Source organism: Pseudomonas sp. Mn2068 (assembly GCF_049319725.1).
Taxonomy (GTDB): domain Bacteria; phylum Pseudomonadota; class Gammaproteobacteria; order Pseudomonadales; family Pseudomonadaceae; genus Aquipseudomonas; species Aquipseudomonas gingeri.
On sequence record NZ_JBMOUG010000010.1, the window covers coordinates 162,591 to 178,905 of the forward strand.

General features: G+C 64.3%; 15 protein-coding genes. 9 read left to right on the top strand and 6 right to left on the bottom strand.

What is annotated here, in order from left to right; genetic code table 11:
• Positions 1-30: 30 nt before the first annotated feature.
• From znuB to zur, 3 genes are read right to left on the bottom strand one after another with little or no spacing between them, the layout of a single operon-like run.
• Complete coding sequence (gene znuB, locus ACL9RJ_RS22250) at positions 31-819, bottom strand: zinc ABC transporter permease subunit ZnuB (protein WP_017129208.1); 789 nt, start codon at positions 817-819, stop codon at positions 31-33.
• The gene (gene znuC / locus ACL9RJ_RS22255) at positions 812-1,600 is read right to left on the bottom strand and encodes a zinc ABC transporter ATP-binding protein ZnuC (protein ID WP_017129207.1); all 789 of its coding nucleotides are present in this window, start codon (positions 1,598-1,600) and stop codon (positions 812-814) included. Before znuC ends, znuB begins: the two co-directional genes overlap by 8 nt.
• Positions 1,600-2,082 (bottom strand): zinc uptake transcriptional repressor Zur, encoded by a 483-nt coding sequence (zur, locus tag ACL9RJ_RS22260; protein ID WP_042936988.1) that lies wholly within the window; start codon positions 2,080-2,082, stop codon positions 1,600-1,602. The genes znuC and zur overlap by 1 nt, the downstream gene beginning before the upstream one ends.
• Before the next feature lie 59 nt (positions 2,083-2,141).
• Between zur and ACL9RJ_RS22265 the strand changes: the two genes are divergently transcribed.
• Positions 2,142-3,071: a zinc ABC transporter substrate-binding protein gene (locus ACL9RJ_RS22265; RefSeq protein ID WP_177062076.1), complete on the top strand. Its 930-nt coding sequence runs from the start codon at positions 2,142-2,144 to the stop codon at positions 3,069-3,071.
• A 205-nt stretch (positions 3,072-3,276) separates the two neighbouring features.
• Here the strand turns inward: ACL9RJ_RS22265 and ACL9RJ_RS22270 are convergent, their stop codons facing one another.
• Complete coding sequence (locus ACL9RJ_RS22270; RefSeq protein ID WP_422765682.1) at positions 3,277-4,227, bottom strand: homoserine kinase; 951 nt, start codon at positions 4,225-4,227, stop codon at positions 3,277-3,279.
• Positions 4,228-4,285: 58 nt separating this feature from the next.
• Positions 4,286-4,576 carry a DUF2782 domain-containing protein gene (locus tag ACL9RJ_RS22275; RefSeq protein WP_017129203.1) on the bottom strand — a complete coding sequence of 97 codons (291 nt, stop codon included), beginning with the start codon at positions 4,574-4,576 and terminating at the stop codon, positions 4,286-4,288.
• A gap of 74 nt (positions 4,577-4,650) precedes the next feature.
• On the opposite strand from ACL9RJ_RS22275, the gene polA reads away from it, so the two are divergent.
• Complete coding sequence (gene polA, locus ACL9RJ_RS22280) at positions 4,651-7,461, top strand: DNA polymerase I (RefSeq protein WP_422765683.1); 2,811 nt, start codon at positions 4,651-4,653, stop codon at positions 7,459-7,461.
• Between the two features lie 621 nt (positions 7,462-8,082).
• Here polA and yihA read toward each other — a convergent pair.
• Positions 8,083-8,727, bottom strand: a complete 645-nt coding sequence (gene yihA, locus ACL9RJ_RS22285) for a ribosome biogenesis GTP-binding protein YihA/YsxC (RefSeq protein ID WP_177087423.1) — start codon at positions 8,725-8,727, stop codon at positions 8,083-8,085.
• Between the two features lie 188 nt (positions 8,728-8,915).
• On the opposite strand from yihA, the gene ACL9RJ_RS22290 reads away from it, so the two are divergent.
• The 7 genes from ACL9RJ_RS22290 (at position 8,916) to ACL9RJ_RS22320 (ending at position 16,314) form a co-directional block, all read left to right on the top strand.
• Complete coding sequence (locus ACL9RJ_RS22290) at positions 8,916-9,206, top strand: c-type cytochrome (RefSeq protein ID WP_042936980.1); 291 nt, start codon at positions 8,916-8,918, stop codon at positions 9,204-9,206.
• Positions 9,207-9,251: 45 nt separating this feature from the next.
• Complete coding sequence (locus ACL9RJ_RS22295; RefSeq protein WP_017129199.1) at positions 9,252-9,857, top strand: c-type cytochrome; 606 nt, start codon at positions 9,252-9,254, stop codon at positions 9,855-9,857.
• A gap of 203 nt (positions 9,858-10,060) precedes the next feature.
• Positions 10,061-10,711: a thiol:disulfide interchange protein DsbA/DsbL gene (locus ACL9RJ_RS22300; protein WP_017129198.1), complete on the top strand. Its 651-nt coding sequence runs from the start codon at positions 10,061-10,063 to the stop codon at positions 10,709-10,711.
• Between the two features lie 11 nt (positions 10,712-10,722).
• The gene (locus ACL9RJ_RS22305; RefSeq protein ID WP_017129197.1) at positions 10,723-11,580 is read left to right on the top strand and encodes an endonuclease/exonuclease/phosphatase family protein; all 858 of its coding nucleotides are present in this window, start codon (positions 10,723-10,725) and stop codon (positions 11,578-11,580) included.
• A 19-nt stretch (positions 11,581-11,599) separates the two neighbouring features.
• Positions 11,600-13,741, top strand: coding sequence for a GGDEF domain-containing protein (locus tag ACL9RJ_RS22310; RefSeq protein WP_422765684.1), 2,142 nt, complete (start codon positions 11,600-11,602; stop codon positions 13,739-13,741).
• A gap of 100 nt (positions 13,742-13,841) precedes the next feature.
• Complete coding sequence (locus tag ACL9RJ_RS22315; protein ID WP_422765685.1) at positions 13,842-14,621, top strand: N-acetylmuramoyl-L-alanine amidase; 780 nt, start codon at positions 13,842-13,844, stop codon at positions 14,619-14,621.
• Between the two features lie 76 nt (positions 14,622-14,697).
• A complete protein-coding gene (locus tag ACL9RJ_RS22320) occupies positions 14,698-16,314 on the top strand; it encodes an EAL domain-containing protein (RefSeq protein WP_177087471.1) in 1,617 nt (538 codons plus the stop codon).
• Position 16,315: the final 1 nt, after the last annotated feature.

The following is a 16,315-nucleotide window of genomic DNA, read 5'->3' on the forward strand; positions in this document are numbered from 1 at the left end:
ACTCTCTAATTGCGCAAAAAACGAGCAAGTCTACACCCCTCTGCGTGGCAGGACAAAACTCAGCAGAAACAGCCCGGCGGCGGTGACCACGATCGACGGGCCGGCGGGGGTGTCCTTGAACCAGGAAAGCGCCAGCCCGCCGCATACCGCGAGCATCCCCAGGACGCTGGCGCCGAGGGCCATCTGTTCCGGCGAGCGGGCATGACGCTGGGCCGCCGCCGCCGGAATGATCAGCAGCGAGGTGATCAACAGCACGCCGACAATCTTCATCGCCACCGCGATCACCACGGCGATCAGCAGCATCAGGGCCATGCGCAGGGTCGCGACCGGCAGGCCTTCGACCGTCGCCAGTTCCTCGTGCACGGTGATCGCCAGCAGCGGCCGCCAGAGGCTGACCAGCAGCACCAGCACCGCCGCGCTGCCGCCGAGGATCCAGGCCAGGTCGGTGCTGCTGATCGCCAGCAGGTCGCCGAACAGGTAGGCCATCAGGTCGATGCGCACTTCGTGCATGAAGCTCAGGACCACCAGGCCAAGGGACAGGGTGCTGGGGGCGAGAATCCCCAGCAGCGTGTCGGAAGCCAGTGGCTGGCGCTGTTGCAGGGTCACCAGCAGCACCGCCAGCAGCAGGCAGCCGACGGTCACGGCCAGGGTCGGGCTGACATCCAGCAGAAAGCCCAGGGCCACGCCGAGCAAGGCGGCGTGGGACAGGGTGTCGCCGAAATAGGCCATGCGCCGCCAGACCACGAACGAGCCCAGCGGGCCCGCCACCAGCGCCAGAGCCAGGCCTGCGAGCAGGGCGTAGAGCAGAAAATCAGCCATGCTTGCAGCTATCTCCGTGAACGTGGACGTGGGCCGCCGGGGCCTCTTCGCTGACCACCGCGCCATGCAGGTCGTGGGCGTGGTCGTGATGGTGGTGATAGATCGCCAGGCTCTGCGCGTTCTTGCCGAACAGCTCGACGAAGGCCGGGTCGCCGCTGACCTGCTCGGGATGGCCGGAGCAGCAGACATGACGGTTGAGGCAGACCACCTGGTCGGTGGTGCTCATCACCAGGTGCAGGTCGTGGGAGACCATCAGCACGCCGCAGCCATGGCGGTCGCGCAAGCGGGTGATCAGGCTGTAGAGCTCGGCTTGCCCGGCGACGTCGACGCCCTGCACCGGTTCGTCGAGCACCAGCAGCTCGGGTTCGCGCAACAGCGCCCGGGCCAGCAGCACGCGCTGCATTTCGCCGCCGGAGATGCTTTGCACCGGACTGTCGATCACCTGTTCGGCACCGACTTCGCCCAGGGCGGCCAGCGCCCGGGCACGGTCGACCCCCGGCACCAGCCGCAGGAACCGCAGCACCGACAGCGGCAGGGTCGGATCGACGTGCAGTTTCTGCGGCATGTAGCCGACCCGCAGCTTCGGCTTGCGCCAGACACTGCCGCGGTCGGGCTTGAGCAGGCCGAGCACGGCGCGTACCAGAGTGGTCTTGCCGGCACCGTTGGGGCCGATCAGGGTGACGATCTGCCGGGGTTCGACGCTCAGGTGAATGTTGTCGAGCACGTTCTGCCCGGCAAAGGTCACGCCCACCTGCTCAAGGCGAATCAGCGCAGTGCTCATCAGGCCCCCTGGCAGCCCGAGCAGAGCCCGACCACTTCGACGGTCTGGGCTTCGACGATGAAGCCGACATCCCTGGCGCCCTGGATGATCGCGTCGCTGATGGCCTTCTGTTCGAGCTCGATGGCCGCGTGGCAACTGCGACAGATCAGGAACTGGCCCTGGTGGGCGTGCTCCGGATTGTTGCAGCCGACAAAGGCGTTGAGCGAGGCGATGCGATGGACCAGGCCGTTGTCCAGCAGGAAGTCCAGCGCCCGGTAGACCGTCGGTGGCGCGGCGCGGCGTCCGTCCTGCTCGCTGAGCACGGCGAGGATGTCGTAGGCGCCCAGTGGCTTGTGGCTCTGCCACACCAGTTCCAGCACCCGCCGCCGCAGGGCGGTCAGGCGCAGGCCTTGCCGTGCGCACAGGGCATCGGCCTCGGACAGCGCGCTGTGCACGCAGTGAGAGTGATCGTGGGGACGACTGGCAAGGGGTGTTTTAGGCATGAGAGCGGCGACGATTGTTGTGAGAGACGTTATTATGTTACCTGTTCCTGCCGCCTTGAGTGCCCATCGTGTCCCGTCTTTTTACCTTTTTTGTCGCTTTAAGCGCCGGTTTGTTCGTGATCGGCCCTGTCCAGGCCCAGGTCAACGTCCTGACCAGCATCAAGCCCCTGCAACTGATCGCCGCCGCGGTGCAGGACGGCGTGGACACGCCCGAGGTGCTGTTGCCGCCGGGGGCTTCGCCGCACAACTACGCGCTGCGGCCTTCCGACGTGCGCAAGGTGCAGTCGGTGGACCTGCTCTACTGGATCGGGCCGGACATGGAAAGCTTTCTGCCACGGGTGCTCAAGGGCCGCAGCCTGCCGACCGTGGCGGTGCAGGACCTGCCGGGCATGAAGCTGCGCCGTTTCGCCGAAGACAGCCATTCCCATGCCGAAGACGCCGATGAGCACGACCACGACCACCGCCCGGGTTCGCTGGATGCACACTTGTGGCTGTCGACGGTGAATGCGCGGGTGATCGCCGCGCGCATGGCCGCCGACCTGAGCAAGGCCGATCCGGCCAACGCCCAGCGCTATCAGCACAATGTCGAGGCGTTCGACGGGCGCCTGGATGCGCTGGATGCGCGTCTGAAAGCGCGCCTGGCCGGCGTTGCCAACAAGCCCTACTTCGTTTTCCACGAGGCATTCGATTATTTCGAAGACGCCTACGGGCTCAAGCACACCGGCGTGTTCAGCGTGGCCGCCGAAGTGCAGCCCGGTGCCCAGCATGTCGCGGCGATGCGTACGCGCCTGCAGGAGGTCGGCAAGACCTGTGTGTTCAGCGAGCCGCCGTTGCGCCCGCGCCTGGCCGAGACCCTGGTCTCCGGCCTGCCGGTGAAACTGGCGGAGCTGGATGCCCTGGGCGGTTATACGCCGGCGGCTGCCCATGGTTACGAGCAGGTGCTGGAGAAACTCGGCAACGACCTGGCGGGTTGCCTGGAATCCCTGTAGGAGCTGGCTTGCCAGCGATGAGGCCCTGGAGCCTTGCATCGCCTGATCGGCCGCCATCGCCAGCAAGCCGGCTCCTACAGGAGGCGTGTGTCGTCTGCCACTTCGGTGTTCGCCACAACGCCCTGTGGGAGCTGGCTTGCCAGCGATGAGGCCCTGGAGCCTTGCATCGCCTGATCGAGCACCATCGCCGGCAAGGGGAACGGTTTTACAGGGCAAACGGCAGCGGTGTGCTGATCTTCTGCCGCTGCGCCAGGCGCAGCTGGAACTCCATCGGATCGTGAATCAGCACGTCCTGTCCGGCAAAGGACTCGGCGGCGATCAGCCGGGACAGCCAGAAGCGCACGCACGCCACCCGCAGCAGTGTCGGCCACAACTCGGCCTCGGCCGCGGTAAAGGGCCGCAGGCCGGCGTAGGCCCCCAGCAGCGCCCGGGCGCGTTGGCCGTCGATCTGGCCGGCCTCGTCCGAGCACCAGTCATTCAAGGCAATCGCCACGTCATACAGCATCGGCCCGGAGCAGGCGTTGTAGAAGTCGATCAGGCCGGTCAGGTGCGTGCCTTCGAACATCGTGTTGTCACGGAACAGGTCGGCGTGGATGTTCGCCCGTGGCAGGGCGAGGATCTGCGCCTTGAGCCGGGTGATCTCATCCAGTGCCGCCTGCAGCAGGGCCTGGGGCTCGGCGCTCAGGTGCGACATGAACTGGGCGCCCTCTTCGAGCATCCAGTCCAGGCCGCGATCGGTGCGACGTTCGAGGATTCTGTCGCGGGTCGCCAGGTGCAGGTGGCCGAGCAGTTCGCCCACCTGCGCGCAATGCTGGGCATTGGCCTGCTTGATGTGCTTGCCGGCCAGGCGCGGTTGCAGCAGCGCCGGCTTGCCGGCCAGCTCGCGCAGAGCCTCGCCATCGGTGGTGCGCAGGGCGTAGGGCACCGGCAGGTCGGCGCCATGGAGCACGTCCAGCAGGTCGATGAAGAACGGCATTTCCTGGACCGGCCCGCGCTCCACCAGGGTCAGGACGTATTCGCCCTTCTCCAGGCTGATAAAGAAATTGGTGTTTTCGCTACCGGCGGCAATTCCCTGGAAATCGAGCAAGCGACCGAGCCCGTAAGGGGCGAGAAAGGTTTCCAGCTCAGGCCGAGCCAGGGGGGTGAACACAGACATGGTTAGAACTGCCAGTACGGGCGCCGCGATTGAGCCGGCGCCGATCAAGGTTAAAGGGCTATTTCCATTCGAAGATCTTCCATGACGGAATCAGCATATCCGGCTGGTCCGAACGGATAAAGTTTGCATCACTTCCGTCGGCGCGTACCAGGAAGTAAGGCGGGGCACCCTTGGGGGTGACCTTGATGGCGTACAGAAAGCCATTTTGCCGGTACTCCTGGATGACTTTATCGCCTTCCGTGCGGATGGTTACTTCCGGATCGGCCGAGGGTGCGTCATCCGCGGCGATGGCCGCCAGCGGAGTGATCGCAAACAGGCCGGCCAACAACAGGCGATTGAGCGTGCGCATGATAACCTTGTCCCTTTGTCGTCAACGGTCCCGCTATTCTAGCGCCGGACCCGCCGAAAAGGTTGATCGTGCTCATGAGCAAAGCCCCTCTCGTCCTGGTGGACGGTTCTTCGTACCTCTACCGCGCGTTTCACGCGATGCCGCCGCTCACCACTTCCAAAGGTCTGCCGACCGGCGCGGTGAAGGGCGTCCTGAACATGCTCCGCAGCCTGCGCAAGCAGTACCCGGACAGCCCGTTTGCCGTGGTGTTCGACGCCAAGGGCGGGACCTTTCGCGACGAGATGTACGCCGACTACAAGGCCAACCGTCCGAGCATGCCCGATGACATGCGCGTGCAGATCGAACCGCTGCATGCCAGCGTCCGTGCCATGGGCTTCCCGCTGCTGTGCGTGGAAGGCGTGGAGGCCGACGATGTGATCGGCACCCTCGCCCGCAGCAGCGCGGCGGCGGACCGCCCGGTGGTGATTTCCACCGGCGACAAGGACATGGCGCAGTTGGTCGACGGGCACATTACCCTGGTCAACACCATGAACGAAACGTCCATGGACGTGGCTGGCGTGAAGGCGAAGTTTGGCGTCGCTCCCGAGCAGATCATCGACCTGCTGGCGCTGATGGGCGACTCTTCCGACAACATCCCCGGGGTCAAGGGCGTGGGCGAGAAGACCGCCGTCGCCCTGCTGGTGGGGGTCAACGGTGGCCTCAAGGAGCTCTACGCCAACCTCGACCTGGTGCCGACCCTGCCGATCCGTGGGGCGAAAACCCTGCCGGCCAAATTGCTCGAACATGAAGAAATGGCCTTCCTGTCCTACCGGCTGGCGACGATCAAGGTCGATGTGCCGCTGGATATCGGCCTGGAGGACCTGCACCTGGGCGAGCCGGACCGGGAAAAGCTCGCCGAGCTGTATGCCACGCTGGAGTTCAAGAGCTGGATCGACGAGTTGCAGCGCGAAGCCAAGCGCGCCGAACTGCAGGCTGTTGCCGAGTCCGTCCCGACAGCCTCCGAGCCGGCCGCCGCGGGCGCGGTCGCAGCGGTGGAGCCGGTGTCCGGCGAGCCGCGGTACGAAACCATCCTCGACCAGGCCCGCTTCGATGTCTGGTTGCAGAAGCTCAAGGACGCCAGGCTGTTCGCCTTCGATACCGAAACCACCGGGATCGACGCCCAGCAGGCGCAGCTGGTCGGGCTTTCCTTTGCCGTGCAGGCCAATGAAGCGGCCTATATCCCGTTGACCCACTCCTATATCGGCGTGCCGGAGCAACTGGACCGTGACAGCGTGCTGCTGGCGCTGAAACCGCTGCTGGAAGACCCGGACAAGCTCAAGGTCGGCCAGCACGCCAAGTTCGACATGAATATCCTGGCCAATTGCGCCATCGGCGGCGACCCGTCGCAGGGCATCACCGTGCGCGGCATTGCCTTCGACACCATGCTCGAATCCTACGTGCTGAATTCCACCGCGACCCGTCACGACATGGACAGCCTGGCGAAGAAGTACCTCGACCACGACACCGTCAGCTTCCAGGACATCGCCGGCAAGGGCGCCAAGCAACTGACCTTCGACCAGATTCCCCTGGAACAGGCCGGCCACTATGCGGCGGAAGATGCCGACGTGACCCTGCGCCTGCACCAGGCGCTGCATGAGCAACTGGCCGCCATTCCGAGCCTGGCCAGCGTGCTCAGCGATATCGAGATCCCGCTGGTGCCGGTACTGGCCCGGATCGAGCGCCAGGGTGCCCTGGTGGACAAGGAGCTGCTGGGCGTCCAGAGCATCGAGCTGGGCAACAAGATGGTCGAGCTGGAGCGCCAGGCGTTCGAGATCGCCGGTGAAGAGTTCAATCTCGGCTCGCCCAAGCAGTTGGGGGTCATTCTCTACGAGAAACTCGGCCTGCCGGTGCTGAAGAAGACCGGCAAGGGCCAGGCCTCCACCGCCGAGGAAGTCCTCGCCAAGCTGGCCGAAGACGACTATCCGCTGCCCAAGGTGCTGATGCAGTACCGCTCCATGAGCAAGCTCAAGAGCACCTACACCGATCGCCTGCCGGAGCAGATCAACCCGCGCACCGGGCGTATCCACACCTCCTATCACCAGGCCGTGGCCGCCACCGGGCGTCTGTCCTCCAGCGATCCGAACCTGCAGAACATCCCCGTGCGCACCGCCGAGGGGCGGCGCATTCGCCAGGCGTTTGTCGCCCCTAAGGGCTACAAGCTGCTGGCGGCGGACTATTCGCAGATCGAGCTACGGATCATGGCCCACCTGTCGAAGGACGAAGGCCTGCTCAATGCCTTCCGCGACAACCTCGACGTGCACACGGCGACGGCGGCCGAGGTATTCAAGGTCGAGCTGGGCGAGGTCACTTCCGACCAGCGGCGCGGCGCCAAGGCGATCAACTTCGGCCTGATCTACGGCATGGGCGCGCAGAAACTGGGCAAGGACATCGGCGTCGACACCAAGACCGCCAAGGCCTATATCGATGTCTACTTCGCCCGTTACCCAGGCGTTCGCGAGTACATGGAGCGCACCCGCGGCCAGGCATCGGAGCAGGGCTACGTCGAGACCCTGTTCGGCCGCCGGCTGTACCTGCCGGATATCCATTCCAACCGGCCCCAGGAGCGCGCGGCGGCCGAGCGCACGGCGATCAACGCGCCGATGCAGGGTACCGCGGCGGACATCATCAAGAAGGCGATGGTCAAGGTGGACGACTGGCTGACCAGTTCCGGCCTGGACGCCAAGGTCATTCTCCAGGTGCACGACGAACTGGTGCTCGAGGTGCGTGAGGACCTGGTGGCCGAGGTCAGCGAGAAGATCCGCGAGCACATGAGTGGCGCGGTGCAGCTGGATGTGCCGTTGCTGGTCGAAGTCGGGGTGGGCAACAACTGGGACGAGGCGCACTGAGCCCGGATGCGCCGCGCTCACCTGTAGGAGCCGGCTTGCCGGCGATGAGGCCCCTGAGGCTTGCGGCGTCCATCCGGACGCCATCGCCAGCAAGCCGGCTCCCACAATAGGTGTCTGACGGCAAAATATCGCCTTGCCAAAAAACCTGTAGGAGCCGGCTTGCCGGCGATGAGGTCCTTGAGGCTTGCTGCGTCCATCCGGACGTCATCGCCGGCAAGCCGGCTCCTACGGAAACAGCATCGAAATGCCATTAGTTCTGAAATGTTCAGGGGCTATGCCAAATAGTTTTTGAAACAGTTCGGAACTAAACCGGTGAAACCGGACTCAGAGTTACTGAATGGCTGGTGAAGCCCTTCGATGCTCCTATGTTGTGTTAAGTGTTGGCAGATATCTGGACCCCGCCCTAGCGGTCCGGAACTTGGACCCCGAACTTCCCCTCCCCATACGAAGTCCGGGGTTTTTTTTGTCCCGAACGACCCGTGGTGCGCCCAGGCTGCGTTGAAAGCGGACGAAAAACGCTCATTCGGGGCCCTGAACGCCGCTTTTTCGTTCGCTCCGGTCATTGATCGTTCCCACGCTCCGCGTGGGAATGCCGCCCTGGACGCTCCGCGTCCGCTCTGGTTATTCGGCCTGCGCTTCGCTGCCCTTGTCCGCCAGTTCCATCCAGTCCGCCAATACAGTGTAGGCCTCTTCCAGGCCCATGCGCTTGGGCGCCGAGAACAGCTGGATGGTCACCGCGTCGCCCCAGCCCTTGCGGATTTCCGCCTGGACCTTGAGCAGGGTGTTCTTCGCCGCGCCGTAGGTCAGCTTGTCCGCCTTGGTCAGCAGGATGTGCATCGGCATGCCACTGGCGATCGCCCAGTCGAGCATCAGCAGGTCGAAGTCGGTCATTGGATGACGGATGTCCATCATCAGGATCAGGCCCTTCAGACTCTCGCGGCTGCCCAGGTAGGCTTCCAGGTGACGCTGCCAGTGTTGCTTGAGCGGGATCGGTACTTTTGCATAACCGTAGCCCGGAAGGTCGACCAGACGGCGTTCATCGTCTAGCTTGAAGAAGTTCAACAGCTGTGTGCGTCCCGGGGTTTTCGAGGTACGCGCCAGGCTGGCGTGGGTCAGGGTGTTCAGCGCACTGGACTTGCCGGCATTGGAACGGCCGGCAAAGGCCACTTCAAAGCCTTCGTCGTCCGGACACTGGTCGACTTTGGCCGCGCTGAGCATGAAGGTGGACTGTTGGCACAGGCCGAGAATGGGATTCTTGAGTTGCATGGGATTTCCGATGTGGGCGGTGCCGGGGGGCGCGACAAGCTGTGTCGTTTCCGTTTCAGTAGCGCCAGTATATAATGCCGCAGATTTTGTGTGCGCTTTGTCCCAACGTAGGATGAAGAACACGGGGACGATTGACCCAGGCTGCGCAATAGAACGCGGCACGTTCCCAACCCTGAAAAGGTCGTTTCATGACTAGATGGCTGCTCGTTGTCGGTGTCCTGATACCGCTTTGCGGCGCTCAGGCTACACAGGATCCGGAAGCCGTGTACAACCGTGTTTGCAGTGCCTGTCATGCCGGACAGTTGCCGATGGCCCCGAAGAAGGGCGATCAGGTCGCCTGGAAGCCAAGAATGGCCCAAGGCATGGACGTGCTGGTGCAACACGTGACTCAGGGTTTCAAGGCGATGCCGCCGCGTGGTTTGTGCATGGACTGCAGTGCCGAGGATTACCGAAGCATCATCCAATGGATGAGCGAGTAAGCCCGGTCCATAACTCTTAACCCTTAGCCGTAGTTGGATTAGCTGATGAACAAATTGATCGTGAGTCTGCTGTTGACCCTGGGGATCACCGGCCTCGCCCATGCCGCAGGCGACGCCGCTGCCGGTCAGGCAAAAGCCGCTGTGTGTGGTGCCTGCCATGGTCCTGATGGCAACAGCATGGCGCCCAACTTTCCGAAACTGGCGGGCCAGGGCGAGCGTTACCTGGACAAGCAACTGCACGACATCAAGTCGGGCAAGCGTACCGTCCTGGAGATGACCGGCCTGCTGACCAACCTCAGCGACCAGGACATTGCCGACGTCGCCGCCTATTTCGCCAGCCAGAAGGGCAGTGTCGGCGCCGCCGATCCGAAGGTCGTGGCTCGCGGTGAAGAGTTGTTCCGTGGCGGCAAGCTGGACCAGGGCATGCCGTCCTGCACCGGTTGCCACTCGCCCAACGGCGCGGGCAACGCCGCCGCCGGCTTCCCGCACCTGGGCGGCCAGCACGCGCAGTACGTCGCCAAGCAGCTGACCGACTTCCGCGAAGGGACCCGCACCAACGACGGCGACAGCAAGATCATGCAGAGCATCGCCGCGAAGCTGAGCAACAAGGATATCGAGGCGGTTTCCAGCTACGTGCAGGGCCTGCACTGAGTTGGAGTCGGACGGCGGGATGAAAGAGGCGTATCTTTCCCCGCGTTAATGATCGATTAATCCTTCGCTGCAACGATAAAAGGGTGGCCTTGGCCGCCCTTTTTTGTGGCCGCTGCCGTTACACTAACGAACTAAGAGCCCGCTCGGTCTGTCTGAAATACAGGTCGCGACGGAAGCGACGTCTTAATGTCCAGGAGTAAAGCATGCGTAATCTGATCCTCAGCGCCGCACTCGTCACCGCCAGCCTGTTCGGCATGACGGCCCAGGCAGCCGACGTACCGTTGAAACCCGGTGAGACCTATGTGGAACTGAAGAACCCGGTGCCGATCTCGGAGCCAGGCAAGATCGAAGTGGTCGAGCTGTTCTGGTACGGCTGCCCGCATTGCTACGCTTTTGAACCGACCATCAATCCATGGGTCGAGAAGCTGCCGGCGGACGTGCACTTCGTGCGTATCCCCGCCATGTTCGGCGGCCCGTGGAATGCCCACGGCCAGCTGTTCCTGACCCTGGAAGCCATGGGTGTCGAGCACAAGGTGCATGCCGCGGTCTTCAACGCCATCCAGAAAGAGCACAAGAAGCTGCTCGACCCTGCGGAAATGGCCGACTTCGTCGCGACTCAGGGCGTGGACAAGGACAAGTTCCTGGCCACCTTCAACTCCTTCGCCATCAAGGGCAAGATCGTCCAGGTCACCGAACTGGCCAAGAAGTATGAAGTCAGTGGCGTACCGACCATGATCGTCAACGGCAAGTACCGCTTCGACCTCGGCACCGCCGGCGGTCCGGAAGCGGCGCTGAACGTGGCCGATCAGCTGATCGCCAAAGAGCGGGCGGCCGGCGCGACAGCCGCCAAGTAAGGCGCCCGGCCATGGCTCGCTGGGGTTCGGAACGCATCGTTGGCCTTCATGAGCCGAAGGTCAACGAACACCATCTGGAAGCCAGCGGCCTGCCGGCGGACAACCGCCTGAGACTGCTCAGCTTCAATATCCAGGTCGGTATCAGCACCCAGCGTTACCGGCATTACCTGACCCGTGGCTGGCAGCACCTGCTGCCGCACACCGGGCGGGCCGACAACCTGCAGAAGATCGGCGGCCTGCTCGGCGATTTCGACCTGGTGGCCCTGCAGGAAGCCGATGGCGGCAGCCTGCGCTCGGGCTACATCAATCAGGTCGAGCACCTGGCCCAGCTCGGGGCCTTTCCCTACTGGTACCAGCAACTCAATCGCAACCTCGGTCGCCTGGCCCAGCACAGCAATGGCGTGCTCAGCCGCCTGCGTCCCTGGGCGATCGAGGATCACCCGCTGCCCGGTCCGGCCGGTCGCGGCGCCATCCTGGTGCGGTTCGGCGAAGGCCCGGAGGCGCTGGTGGTGGTCATGATGCACCTGGCACTGGGCGCCCGTACGCGGACCCGGCAACTGGCGTATATCCGTGAGCTGATCGGCGGCTTCAAGCACCAGGTGCTGATGGGCGACATGAACACCCATGCCAGCGACCTGCTGCAACACTCGCCCCTGCGTGACCTGGGGCTGGTTGCACCGCAGGTCGAGGCGACCTTTCCCAGCTGGCGTCCGCAACGCTGCCTTGATCATATCCTGCTCAGCCCGACCCTGACCCTGGAGCGGGTACAGGTGCTGGCCCAGCCGATTTCCGATCATTTACCGGTTGCCGTGGAAATTCGCCTGCCAGGTTCCATCGGTTCTGATACGTTGCCGGCCTTGAGTAGCTAAATCTCGCGGACGCCGTGCAATGAGCAGCGAAGAAGCCCAGCGCTGGAAAGAGAAGTACCTTAAAAGCATCGAACAACAGGAAAAGCTCGAGCGCCGCTGGGATGCTCGCCTGGACCTGCTTCGCCGTGGGCTGGTGCGCAGCACCCTGGCGGCGGAAGGTACCGATCGCGCGGTCGACCAGTGCATGAAGGAAATGCGCGAGGTGGTGCGCACCGACGATATGGACGGCCCCCTGGCGGCCCTGTTGCCACGCCTGGAAAAAGCCGTGCTCGACTCCGAGCAGCGGCGCGAGACCCGTGTCGAGCAGATCAGCACCGCCTTGACGGCCCTGGTGACCCAGTTGCAGTCCCTGCCGCTGCCGCGAGAAGTCAGCCGGCCACTGAAGAACTTCGCCAAGCAGCTCGATGGCCGGGTCGGCCAGGCCCGCGAGATTCCCCTGCTGCTCAGCGAACTGAGCGGCTTGCAGGGCAAGGCCCTGACCCAGCTTGAACAGCCTGCCGGGCCGGAGCGTCCGGGACTGTTGCAGCGTTTGTTCGGCTCGAAAGAACCGGTGGAACCGGCGACTGACGCCGCCCCGCCCCAGGCGCCCGTCGCCGCCCCTCCAGCCGCGGTGCCGGTTGCTTCGCCGCTGTCGGTGGAGCCTGCGGCGAAGATGGATAGCGCACCACCCGCGCCCGAGCATGTCACTCCAGTGGTGGCGGTTGCGTCCGTTGCCGACGCGCCCGCTCCCGCAGTCGCGGCCAGTGAGCCGGAGCCGCAGGTCGAGCCGGTGTTGCCGGCGGTCCCCGCCGAAGTGGTTGCCTACGCGCCGCCCGTGGTGCTTTCCGGGCCGGTCCCGGCGCCTGCCAGCGCACCGGCACCGGACACGCCGGCAGCCAGCGATGTCGTGGTCGCGCCAGGGGTCGAGGTGGCACCCGCGGTGCCGGCGGAACCCGCGCCTGCCATCGTTGAACCCCCCGACCAGCCCGAGGCTGTCACCCCCGTGCCGCCTCCTGCTCCGGCATTCCTCGACAGCCTGCCGTTGCCCCCGGTGATGGCCGAAGCCCTGGCGGCAGTCGATCCCGAAGCTGCCGAGCCGGATGTGCTGTATGCGCTGCCGGAATCGCCGGAACCGTCCTACAGCTCCGTGGCCGAGCATATCGAGTCCACCCTGCTCGGCCTGCTGGACGACCTGACGCTGCCCGAGCGTCATCGCCCCCATGCCGAAGCCATGCGTCATCGACTCGAACATGGGCTCAACTGGTACGAGTTGCTGCCGATCCTCGACGATCTGGCGGTGCTGATGCTGGCGATCAACGACAGCGGCCAGCATGAGTTCGAGGTGTATCTCAAGCAGCTCAACGAACGGCTGGAGTCGTTCCAGAGCCATCTCCAGGCGGCCAGCGAGGGCCATGCCGAAGGTCGCTCGGCGGCGAATGAATTGCACAGCCAGTTGCGTGAACATGTCGGTGGTCTGCAGAGCAGCGTGCAGGACGCCGCCGATCTCGACAGCCTCAAGCATGTGTTGGAAAACCGCCTCGAAGGTCTGCTGGGCACCATGGACCAGCATCAGCAGCAACGCGACCTGCGCGAACAGGAAGTCGCCGCCCGCCTGCAAAGCCTGGCCGAGCGCGTCGCGCACATGGAGCAGGAAGCCCAGGGCTATCGCGATCACCTCGAAGAACAGCGGCAAAAGGCCCTGATCGATCCGCTCACCGGCCTGCCCAACCGCGCCGCCTGGAGCGAGCGCCTGGACCATGAGGTCGCGCAATGGCAGCAGCATGGCAATACCCTGCTGATCGCCATGCTCGATCTCGATCATTTCAAGCGCATCAATGACAACTACGGCCACCTGGCCGGCGACAAGGTGCTGAAGATCATCGCCAGCGTATTGCGCAAGCGTCTGCGCCCCAGCGACTTCATCGCCCGTTTCGGCGGCGAGGAATTCGTCCTGCTGGTGCCGGGGGCGCCGGTGGCGGCGGGACTCAAGCTGGCCGAGAACCTGCGGGCGGCCATTGAAGCCTGCCCTTTCCACTTCAAGGGCGAGCGCGTCACCATCACCGTGTCGATCGGGGTCTCGGCGTTCAAGGCCGGCGAGCGTAGCGATCATGTGCTCAAAAGAGCCGATGAGGCGCTCTACCGGGCCAAGGATGCCGGGCGCAACCGGGTGGAGCTGGGCTGAACGGGACCTGTCGTTTTGTGACAGAGTCTTGCTTTGGCCGGTGCCGGCGCCTTCCGTACGTTATGCTAGTGCGCTACTGCCCTGGCTTGTCGTCTCTCTCATGAAATTGCTCCCTCTTCTTTTCGCGGCCCTGGTGCTGGCGGGTTGCTCCAGCGGCCCGCGCATCGATAGCAGCCACCCTTCGGTCAATCACGATAACCGCGTGCAATTCGTCGTCGTCCACTACACCTCGGCGAACATGGAAAATTCGTTGCGCCTGCTGACCCATGGCCAGGTCAGCAGCCATTACCTGATCGGCGACGACAATCCCGCGACCATCTACAAGCTGGTGGATGAAAGCCAGCGCGCCTGGCATGCCGGGGAAAGCGAGTGGCAGGGGCGCACCTGGCTCAACTCCAGCTCGATCGGCATCGAAATCGTCAACCCGGGTTTTCGCGATACGCCGGCCGGGCGCGTCTGGTATCCCTACAGCGAAGCCCAGGTCCAGGCCCTGGTCGTCCTGCTCAAGGACATCGTCAAGCGCAATCATATCGAGCCACGCCATGTGATCGGCCACAGCGATATCGCGCCGTTGCGCAAACAGGATCCCGGGCCACTGTTCCCCTGGAAGCGCCTGGCCGCCGAAGGCCTGGGGGTCTGGCCGGACGAGCAGGCCGTGGCGCGCCAGCAGGAGGCCTACGCCTATCAGTTGCCGAGCGCGACCTGGTTCCAGCAGCAGCTCCAGTACCTGGGCTACAGCACGCCGCAGACCGGCGAATGGGACGTGGCCACGCGGCATGTGCTGGCGGCGTTCCAGATGCACTTCCGTCCGGGGCGTTTCGATGGCGTCGCCGATGCACAGAGTGCGGCGATCCTGCAGGTGCTTAACCGGTCAAAATAATGTCACCGCCGGACGGTTAGCGCTATTTTGCCAATCAGTTGCTATAACTCATTGGTAATTCTTCGGATATTCCATGATGCCGGCCGCTCGCGAGACGTTGCGCTCCTGGTTCCATCGTCCCTGGTCGCTGGCGTTGCTCGCGGCCACGATCAGTACTGCCTTGCTGCTCAGCGGCAGCCTGGGTGTGGTGGTGCGCCAGGTGCGGCAGCATGAAAGCGAGCAGATGAATGCCCAGGGCCAGCGTTTCCTCGAGCGCCTGGAGCAGCTTTTCGGCCAGTTGCGTGAAGGCCTCGATCTGCTCGAGGCCCAACCCCTGCGCGATTGCGACGCGCAGATGATCGATACCCTGCAGCAACTGAGCTTCAGCTACCGGTTTATCTACGAAGCGTTCTACATCGATGCCGTGCAGTCCTGTTCCAACCGGCCCCGACAGGATTCACAGGTCTCCTCCCGGGCGCCGGATATCCGTGGACCGACCTACAGCTACTGGCTCAACACCTCGACCCAGCCCAACGATAACCTCGCGGCCCTGATGCTCGGGCGCGGCAACTTCCGGGTCTCCACCTCCCGCGGCCATCTGACCGATGTCGTCGAGCTGCCGCCCGGCGCCAGCCTGCTGGTGGTGGTCAATCACGGCAAGCGGGCGATTCCGGTCCTGGGGCCGGTGCAGGATTGGCCGCCGCGGGGCTGGACCACCCAGGGCAAGGACCCGTTGCTGATCACTGATCAGGAATTGATCTACCGCATGCCGACCCGTACCCCCGAGTACCAGTTGGTGATGGTGGCCCCGCGCAGTGCCATGCAGTTGCAGTTCAACCCCCTCTGGTGGTGGCTGCTGCCCGCCAGCCTGTTGATCGCGGCCTGTATCGGCGGCCTGACCCTGCAGTTCGCCCGGCAGCGGCAATCGCTCAATGGCGAGTTGCAGGGGGCGTTGCGTCGGGGCGAGTTGCAGGTGCTCTACCAGCCGATCTTCGAGCTGAGCAGTCGCCATTGTGTCGGTGCCGAGGCGCTGATCCGCTGGCGTCGCCCGGACGGCACGCTGACCAGCCCGGACCTGTTCATTCCCCTGGCGGAAGACACCGGACAGATCCGCCAGATCACCGACTTTGTCCTGCAGCGCCTGCTGGAACAGCTCGGGCCGGTGCTGCGGGCCAATCCGCAGCTGTATATCTCGGTCAACCTGGCGGCCTGCGATGTGATGGTCCCGCGTATCGGCGAAGTCATCGGCCGCCTGCTGCGGGCGCATCGGGTGGCGGCCAGCCAGATTGCCTTCGAGGTGACGGAGCGCGGCCTGATCGATGTCGTGGTGGCGCGGGACAACCTGCAGGCCCTGCGCGATGTCGGGCACCAGGTGCTGATCGACGACTTCGGCACCGGCTATTGCAGCCTCGCCTACCTGCAGACGCTGCCGGTGGACTGCCTGAAGATCGACAAGGCGTTTATCGATGCACTGGGGCACGACGCGGCCAGCAGCGGTGTCGCGCCGCACATCATCCGCATGGCCCATGCCCTGCAGTTGCGGGTGATTGCCGAAGGTATCGAGTACGAGGCCCAGGCCATGCTGCTCAGCAGCGAAGGCGTCAACTACGGGCAGGGCTGGTTGTTCGCCCAGGCACTGACGGCGGTGCAATTCATCGAGATGATCACCCGTGGCCGGCGCCTGACTGCGAGGCGTATCGACGACGAGGCTTAGG

Bases quoted from the DNA above. Each gene is read 5' to 3' on its own strand.
- znuB (WP_017129208.1), bottom strand. From the start codon at position 819: ATGGCTGATTTTCTGCTCTACGCCCTGCTCGCAGGCCTGGCTCTGGCG.
- znuC (WP_017129207.1), bottom strand. From the start codon at position 1,600: ATGAGCACTGCGCTGATTCGCCTTGAGCAGGTGGGCGTGACCTTTGCC.
- zur (WP_042936988.1), bottom strand. From the start codon at position 2,082: ATGCCTAAAACACCCCTTGCCAGTCGTCCCCACGATCACTCTCACTGC.
- ACL9RJ_RS22270 (WP_422765682.1), bottom strand. From the start codon at position 4,227: ATGTCTGTGTTCACCCCCCTGGCTCGGCCTGAGCTGGAAACCTTTCTC.
- ACL9RJ_RS22275 (WP_017129203.1), bottom strand. From the start codon at position 4,576: ATGCGCACGCTCAATCGCCTGTTGTTGGCCGGCCTGTTTGCGATCACT.
- polA (WP_422765683.1), top strand. From the start codon at position 4,651: ATGAGCAAAGCCCCTCTCGTCCTGGTGGACGGTTCTTCGTACCTCTAC.
- yihA (WP_177087423.1), bottom strand. From the start codon at position 8,727: ATGCAACTCAAGAATCCCATTCTCGGCCTGTGCCAACAGTCCACCTTC.
- ACL9RJ_RS22290 (WP_042936980.1), top strand. From the start codon at position 8,916: ATGACTAGATGGCTGCTCGTTGTCGGTGTCCTGATACCGCTTTGCGGC.
- ACL9RJ_RS22295 (WP_017129199.1), top strand. From the start codon at position 9,252: ATGAACAAATTGATCGTGAGTCTGCTGTTGACCCTGGGGATCACCGGC.
- ACL9RJ_RS22300 (WP_017129198.1), top strand. From the start codon at position 10,061: ATGCGTAATCTGATCCTCAGCGCCGCACTCGTCACCGCCAGCCTGTTC.
- ACL9RJ_RS22305 (WP_017129197.1), top strand. From the start codon at position 10,723: ATGGCTCGCTGGGGTTCGGAACGCATCGTTGGCCTTCATGAGCCGAAG.
- ACL9RJ_RS22310 (WP_422765684.1), top strand. From the start codon at position 11,600: ATGAGCAGCGAAGAAGCCCAGCGCTGGAAAGAGAAGTACCTTAAAAGC.
- ACL9RJ_RS22315 (WP_422765685.1), top strand. From the start codon at position 13,842: ATGAAATTGCTCCCTCTTCTTTTCGCGGCCCTGGTGCTGGCGGGTTGC.
- ACL9RJ_RS22320 (WP_177087471.1), top strand. From the start codon at position 14,698: ATGCCGGCCGCTCGCGAGACGTTGCGCTCCTGGTTCCATCGTCCCTGG.